Genomic DNA, 7,315 nt, shown 5'->3' on the forward strand with positions numbered 1-7,315 from the left:
CCGCCGGGCGCCCCGCCGAGCCCCTGCCCCTGGCGCCCCTCGTCGACCGGGCGCGGGCGGAGGTCTCCGAGCCCCTGGAGATGGTCATCGTCAACAATCCGGGCGACGCCGCCTCCACGGTGGTGGCGGTGTTCGAGGAACCGAAGGGCCTGGCCCACCGCCACCCCCAGGTCGCGTTCGAGGCGGTCTCGGGGGAGGTCGTCGCCCGCCTCGGGACCCTGAAACCCGCCGCCCACGCCTTCACCAGCTTCCTCGGCCTGCACGAGGCGCATTTCGCCGGGCCGGCCCTGCGGGTGCTGTTCTTCCTCTGCGGCCTCATGGGCTCGGCCACCATCGCCACGGGCCTCGTCCTGTGGAGCGTGGCGCGGGCGCCGAAGCCCGGCACCGCGCCCGGCTTCGGCCTGCGCCTCGTGCGCGGCCTCAACCTCGGCACCGTCCTCGGCCTGCCCATCGGCATCGCGGCGTTCTTCCTCGCCAACCGGCTCCTGCCCGTGGCCCTGGAGGCGCGCGCCACCTGGGAGGGCGGCGCGTTCTTCGCCGCCTGGGGCCTCGCCGCCCTGGTCGGGTTCGCCCGGCCGCACGGTCGGACCTGGCGCGAGATGGGTACGGTGGCCGGCCTCCTGTTCCTCAGCCTGCCCCTCGTCGGCGCCCTGACCACGGATCGCGGCCTCGATTTCGTCTGGTTCGACCTCGCCATGGTCGCCATCGCCGCCGGCCTCGGTTCCGGCGCCTGGACGCTGTCGCGGTACGAGGACGTGCGGCGGACCCGCGTCGCCCGCACCGCCCAGACATTGGCCCGCGCATGACCCCGTCTTCCGTCCTCCTCAACCTCGCCCTCAGCTTCGCCGGGCTCAGCGCCCTGTGCCTCGCCATGGACCGCCACCACCGCGCCATCTTCCACGGGTCCCCCTCGCGAAAACGGGCGCGGGCCCTGCGCTGGACCGGCTGGTGCGGGATCGCCGTCTCCTTCGCCGCCGCCATCCTCACGGCGGACTGGAATTTCGGGCCGGTGCAGTGGCTCGGCTCCCTGACGGGGGCCGCCCTGGTCCTCGTCGGCCTCGTCTCGTACCGGCCCGGCTGGATCCGCCCCGCGGCCATCCTCGCCCTGCCGCTGGCCGCCGTCGCGGCCTTCCTCGCCTGAGGCCGCTCCGGCGTCGGGCGACCCGACGGCGCCTGCGGGGCGATTCAGGCGGCCTGCGCACTCGGCCCATGTGGATGGCGGGGGCGGCCGCGCGCTCCGCACTGTCGCGTCCGGCATCCGCACGCTACCACGCCGGATTGTGACACAGCTCCGCTTCCGCCCGCCCTCGCCCCGTCCCGCGCGCCACCGCATGACCCGGGCGCTCCTGCCCGTCGCCGCGGGCCTCGCGCCGTGGGCGATGCCCGTCGCGGCCCAGGCCCCCGATCCGGCCTGTTTTCCCACGGCCGGGGGCGCCCTGGAGATCTGCCGGGGCGGCGAGGCCGAGGGCGTGTTCTTCGCGCCCCGTGCCTGCGAATCGGCGGCGAACGTCCAGATCGTCCGCACCGCCGGGCGCGCCGGCCGGCTCCGGGTGGTCTATCAGGCCGAGGCGCCGGCGGGCGGCCGCCGGGGCGATGCCTGCCCGGCGCGCCGGGCCACCAGCCCCCTCGACGGCGGCTCCGTGCGCACGGGGGCGATGCCCGAGCAGCTCGCCACGCTGATGCCGCCGACGCAGGCGCGCCTGTGGGAGATGGCCCGCGCCGTGCGCCCGGAGGGGCGCAGGCGCGGGCGCGGGCGGAGTCCGGAGGCGGCCGAGGCGGCGCCGGAGGGGATCGCCGCGCGCCATCCCATGGTGGTGGCCGGGCGGGACTGGAGCGGGGACGACTACACCTACGTCTTCCTCCTCACCACGGTCCCGACCCCGAGCGGAAACCGCCATGCCCTGATGCAGGCCCGCACCGCCGATTTCGAGCGCTTCGACATCCGCGGCCGGGCCGCGGACGGCCCCGCCTGGGTGCCGTTCACCCCCGAGGGCGGCCGGCGCCGGTCGCGGCGCGGCGGCGACGCCCCGGCCCCGAGCGCCGTCCTCGACGAGACCGGCGCGCCCATCGTCGGCAACTGCCCCGGAGAAGGCTTCGACCGGCACGACCTCGTCGGCTCCATCAGCGTGCTCGACCGGGTCTACCACTACTTCTACACGGACGTGCTGCCCGCCGATTGCGCCGCGCCCCCCGCCCAGCGCCGCCTCGGCCTCTACCTGCGCACCAGTCCGGACCTGACCGCCGACCGGCCGTGGTCGTCGGCCCGCCTCGTCGCCGAGCCCCTGCCGGGGCAGGCCCTGGTCCGCGTCGCCAAGGCCAAGGGCATGGACCGCTGGGCCGTGGCCTACAGCTGCAACCGCCCGGCCAACACCATGGACGGACCGGTGGCGGACCTCTGCGTCCAGTATACGGGCGACCTGTCCATCGGCTCGCTCGCCGGCCTCACTTGGTATTCCGAGCCCGTGGCGATCATGCGCTCCCCGGCCTATCTCGGCCTGCGCTCGGGCGGCGACGGCGGCGGCCGGTTCGGGCGGGCGCAGCATGCCTGGATGACCGACCGCTACGGCAACCTCGACACCCCGGCGAGCTACTCGGCCAAGGCCGGGTTCCTCACCTGGCTCGACCGCCTCGCCCCGGGCTACGAGGAACGGGGCGCCTCCTCGGTCTTCGGCCGGCCGGTCTACTGGGGCACGTGGTCCGTGCGGTCGGTGGAGGCGCGCTGACCCCCGCCGCCGGACACCGACCCCCGGAATCCCTGGCCGCGCGCCGCCGTCCGTCCTAGACCCGGAGGGTGTCGCCCAACGCGCCGACGCCCGCGGTGGCGGCCTTCCGCCGGAGGGATCGTGATGGATCGTCGAAATGTCCTCGCCCTGCTGGCCCTGGCGGGTGCCGGGTCCCTCGGACGGCCGGCCAGGGCGGCGCCCGGGCCGGCGGCCCGCAACGTCGTCCTCGTCCACGGATTGTTCGCCGACGGGTCGTGCTGGTCCGACGTCATCGCGCGCCTGCAGGCGGCGGGGCTCAACGCGACGGCGGTGCAGAATCCCCTGACGACCTTCGACGAAGCCGTGGCCTCGGTGCAGCGTGTGCTCGCACGCCAGGACGGTCCGACGGTGCTGGTCGGGCATTCCTTCGCGGGCATGATCATCGGCGAGGCCGGGATCGACCCGAAGGTCTCGGCCCTCGTCTACGTGGCGGCCCGCGCCCCCGATGCCGGCGAGGATTACGCGGCCCTCGCCAGGACGTTTCCGACCCCGCCCGCCAGCGCCGGCATCGTCTTCGACGGCGAATACGGGCGCCTCGGCGAGGCGGCGTTCCTGCGCGACTTCGCCGGCGACCTGCCGGAGGCGCGGGCGAAGGTGCTCTACGCGGTGCAGCAGCCCTTCGAGAAAGCCCTGCTCGCCGCCAGGACCACCCAGGCGGCGTGGCGCACCAAGCCGAGCTTCTACGCCGTCTCGACGGAGGACCGGACCATCGATCCCGACCTCGAACGCTTCATGGCCAAGCGCATGGGCGCCAAGACCATCGCGGTGAAGGCGAGCCACCTGTCGCTGATCTCGCAGCCCGACGCCATCGCGGCCCTGATCCTGGAAGCCGCCGGCAGGCCCTGATCCCGGAGGCCGCCGGCCGGCCCTGAATCCTCAAGGCCGCCGGCCGCGCGCGGCGATCCCGCGCGGGACGGGGAGGGGGCATGCCGACGCGACCCCTTGCCGGAACGCCCGACACCTTCTATTGCGACGCGATAGCTCGATCCCGTGACCCGGCGCAGCCGGCCGCATTCCTGCGGCCCGTCGCGTGACGGGCTCTTCTCGCTTCCGGATACCCTATGAAGCTTCGCAACATCGCCATCATCGCCCACGTCGATCACGGCAAGACCACGCTCGTCGACAAGCTGCTGTCGCAGTCCGGCTCGTTCCGCGAGAACCAGCGCGTCGAGGAACGCGCCATGGACTCGAACGACCTCGAGAAGGAGCGCGGCATCACCATCCTGGCCAAGGCGACGTCGGTCGTCTGGAAGGACACCCGCGTCAACGTCGTCGACACCCCGGGCCACGCCGATTTCGGCGGTGAGGTCGAGCGCATCCTGTCCATGGTGGACGGCGTGATCGTCCTCGTCGACGCCGCCGAGGGCCCGATGCCGCAGACCAAGTTCGTGGTCGGCAAGGCCCTCAAGATCGGCCTCAAGCCCATCGTCGCCATCAACAAGGTCGACCGCCCCGACGCCCGCATCACCGAGGTGGTGAACGAGGTGTTCGACCTGTTCGCGGCCCTCGACGCCACCGACGACCAGCTCGACTTCCCGATCCTCTACGGCTCGGGCCGCGCCGGCTGGATGGCGACCTCCCCCGACGGTTCGCAGGACGACGGCCTCGCGCCCCTGTTCGACCTCGTGCTCGCCCACGTGCCCCAGGCCAAGGTCGAGGAGGGCGCGTTCCGGATGCTCGGCACCCTGCTCGAAGCCAACCCGTTCCTCGGCCGCATCATCACCGGCCGCATCGCGTCCGGCACCGTCAAGCCGAACCAGGCCATCAAGGTCATGGACCGCACGGGCAAGCTCGTGGAGACCGGCCGCGTCTCGAAGATCCTGGCGTTTCGCGGCCTCGAGCGTTCGCCCATCGAGATCGGCGAGGCGGGCGACATCGTCTCCATCGCCGGCCTGGTGAAGGGCACCGTCGCCGACACCTTCTGCGATCCGCAGGTCGAGACCCCGATCCAGGCCCAGCCCATCGATCCGCCCACCGTCACCATGTCCTTCATCGTCAACGATTCGCCGCTGGCCGGCACCGAGGGCGACAAGGTCACGAGCCGCATGATCCGCGACCGCCTGTTCAAGGAGGCCGAGGGCAACGTCACGCTCAAGATCGAGGAGGCCGAGGACAAGGATTCGTTCTACGTCTCGGGTCGCGGCGAATTGCAGCTCGCCATCCTCATCGAGACCATGCGCCGCGAGGGCTTCGAGATCGCCGTGTCGCGTCCCCGCGTGGTGCTGTCGAAGGACGAGGACGGCGGCGTGCTCGAGCCCGTCGAGGAGGTCGTGATCGACGTCGACGAGGAGTATTCCGGCGTCGTCGTGCAGAAGATGTCCGAGCGCAAGGCCGAGATGATCGAGATGCGGCCCTCGGGCGGCTCCCGCCTGCGCCTCGTGTTCCATGCGCCCACCCGCGGCCTCATCGGCTACCAGGGCGAGCTCATGACCGACACGCGCGGCACCGCGATCATGAACCGCCTGTTCAAGGCCTACGAGCCCTACAAGGGCGAGATGATGGGCCGCCGCAACGGCGTGCTCATCTCCAACGACAAGGGCGAGGCCGTGGCCTACGCCATGTGGAACCTGGAGGATCGCGGCCCGATGATGATCGAGCCCGGCGCCAAGGTCTATCAGGGCATGATCATCGGCGAGCACAACCGCGAGAACGACCTCGAGGTGAACGTGCTCAAGGGCAAGAAGCTCACCAACATCCGCACCACCTCGAAGGACGAGGCCGTGCGCCTCACCCCTCCGATCCGGATGACCCTGGAGCGCTCGCTCGCCTGGATCCAGGACGACGAGCTGATGGAAGTCACGCCGAAGTCCATCCGCCTGCGCAAGACCTACCTCGACCCCAACGAGCGCAAGCGCTTCGAGCGCTCGGGCGGCGTCGCCTAACGCGGCACGCCTCACGGTTCGAATACGACGAAGGCCGGGCTCATCGCCCGGCCTTTTTCGTTTGGGAGCCGACCCGAACGATGTGCTTCGGAGCGGGAACGGCCATCGACCGAACCCGCCTAGAACTTTTCCTTCTTGGCCTGAAGGTCCTTGCCCGCGTTGATACGGTAACCCGCCACGCACTGCTTGATGAACGGCGCCCTCAGTTTCTGCCGCATCTTGTTGTGCTCGGCGCGTCCTTCGCATTTCCGCTGCCAATCGGCATGGGGCACGGCCGTGGACGGACGCGCGCCGGCCTCGGAACAGGCCAATGCAAGGGAGCCGACACCCAGGAGGGCCGTGGCGAGAAACCGTCGCCCCTGGGGCTTCGTCCTCCGGGGACCGACATCCGCGACGCCTGTCATTCGGATCATGTTGATCGGACGCATCCTCAAACCGGAACGCCGAAACGTTGGCCGAAGAAGTACAGGGCGCAGAACACGACGATGATCAGAACGGTCAGGAACCCCAGGATATAGAGGAGGTTCGTCGACTTTCTCTTCTGCTCGGAGCCGTAGTGGGGTTTGGCCGAAGTTTCCATGCGTTGCCGCCCTCTCGTTTCGATCTGTTCTGCCGCGAACTGCCGAGCGGTGTCCGGCATCACCGTCTCGGATCGCCGCTCGGCTCGCCGACCGTACGGAAGGACGGCGTCGGACGAAGAGACACCATCAAACACGCGTCTCCCGAGCCGGGGCGCCGCTTCGGGGCAGGTTCGGGACGAATTGTACGGCGCTTTCACGCTCGTGGACTCAAGCAAGACTTGAAACAAACGTTCCCGAGCGAATTTCACTTAAGTTTGATGGATTAAGTGTCTCTCTCAAAGTTCCGGTGATGCCGAAAACCGGACCGGTGGCGGTCGGGAGTCTTGCGAGGTTTCCTCGCCCCGACGCGGCCGCGTTGAGTTCGCATGCGTCCGGCCTCACTCCGCCTTCGCCCGTTCCCGCAGCAGATACTTCTGCACCTTGCCCGTCGCCGTCTTCGGCAAGTCTCCGAACACGATGTGGCGCGGCAGCTTGTAGCCGGCGAGGCGCTCGCGGCACCAGGCGATGAGGGCGTCGGCCGCCACGGTGGCGCCGGGTTTGAGCTCGACGAAGGCCATGGGGGTCTCGCCCCACTTCGCGTCGGGCCGGGCGACCACGGCGGCGGAGGCGACGGCGGGGTGGCGGAACAGGGCGTCCTCGACCTCGATGGAGGAAATGTTCTCGCCGCCCGAGATGATGATGTCCTTCGAGCGGTCCTTCAGCTGGATGTAGCCGTCCGGGTGCTTCACCCCGAGGTCGCCGGAGCGGAACCAGCCGCCCTTGAACGCGGCCTGCGTCGCCGCCGGGTTCTTGAGGTAGCCGCGCATCACCACGTTGCCGCGGAACATCGCCTCGCCCAGGGTCGTCCCGTCGGCCGGCACGGAGTCGCCGGTCTCGGGATCGCGGATGTCGAACCCCTCCAGCACGGGGTAGCGCACGCCCTGGCGCGCCATCTTCTCCGCGCGGGCGTCGGCGTCGAGGGCGTCCCAGTCCCGGTGCCAGGCATTGACCACGGCGGGGCCATAGGTCTCGGTGAGCCCGTAGAGGTGGGTGACGTCGAAGCCGGCCTCCCCCATGGCGGCGAGCACCGCCTGGGGCGGCGGGGCGGCGG

General features: G+C 70.9%; 8 protein-coding genes. 5 read left to right on the forward strand and 3 right to left on the reverse strand.

All coding sequences use genetic code 11. The annotated features are described in order from the left end of the window. The 5 genes from FV218_RS21420 to typA all read left to right on the forward strand — a co-directional run. A partial coding sequence (locus FV218_RS21420) for a PepSY-associated TM helix domain-containing protein (protein ID WP_147711478.1) occupies positions 1–806 on the forward strand: 806 nt, incomplete at its 5' end. Then, the gene (locus FV218_RS21425) at positions 803–1,141 is read left to right on the forward strand and encodes a DUF3325 domain-containing protein (protein WP_147711479.1); all 339 of its coding nucleotides are present in this window, start codon (positions 803–805) and stop codon (positions 1,139–1,141) included. The genes FV218_RS21420 and FV218_RS21425, both read left to right, overlap by 4 nt. Before the next feature lie 190 nt (positions 1,142–1,331). Beyond that, complete coding sequence (locus FV218_RS21430; RefSeq protein WP_246685229.1) at positions 1,332–2,723, forward strand: hypothetical protein; 1,392 nt, start codon at positions 1,332–1,334, stop codon at positions 2,721–2,723. 123 nt (positions 2,724–2,846) lie between these two features. Next, the gene (locus tag FV218_RS21435; protein ID WP_147711480.1) at positions 2,847–3,608 is read left to right on the forward strand and encodes an alpha/beta hydrolase; all 762 of its coding nucleotides are present in this window, start codon (positions 2,847–2,849) and stop codon (positions 3,606–3,608) included. 215 nt (positions 3,609–3,823) lie between these two features. Further along, on the forward strand, positions 3,824–5,644 hold the full coding sequence (gene typA / locus FV218_RS21440; RefSeq protein ID WP_056087769.1) for a translational GTPase TypA: 1,821 nt from the start codon (positions 3,824–3,826) through the stop codon (positions 5,642–5,644). A 119-nt stretch (positions 5,645–5,763) separates the two neighbouring features. Here the strand turns inward: typA and FV218_RS21445 are convergent, their stop codons facing one another. The 3 genes from FV218_RS21445 to FV218_RS21455 form a co-directional block, all read right to left on the reverse strand. Next, positions 5,764–6,057, reverse strand: coding sequence for a hypothetical protein (locus tag FV218_RS21445; protein WP_147711481.1), 294 nt, complete (start codon positions 6,055–6,057; stop codon positions 5,764–5,766). Between the two features lie 17 nt (positions 6,058–6,074). Next, entirely contained in the window at positions 6,075–6,284 is a 210-nt protein-coding gene (locus FV218_RS21450; RefSeq protein ID WP_147711482.1) for a hypothetical protein, read from the reverse strand. A 318-nt stretch (positions 6,285–6,602) separates the two neighbouring features. Next, positions 6,603–7,315 (reverse strand): AMP-binding protein (locus FV218_RS21455; protein WP_147711483.1); only part of this gene is annotated, 713 nt, incomplete at its 5' end.

The organism is Methylobacterium sp. WL69 (assembly GCF_008039485.1).
Taxonomy (GTDB): Bacteria; Pseudomonadota; Alphaproteobacteria; order Rhizobiales; family Beijerinckiaceae; genus Methylobacterium.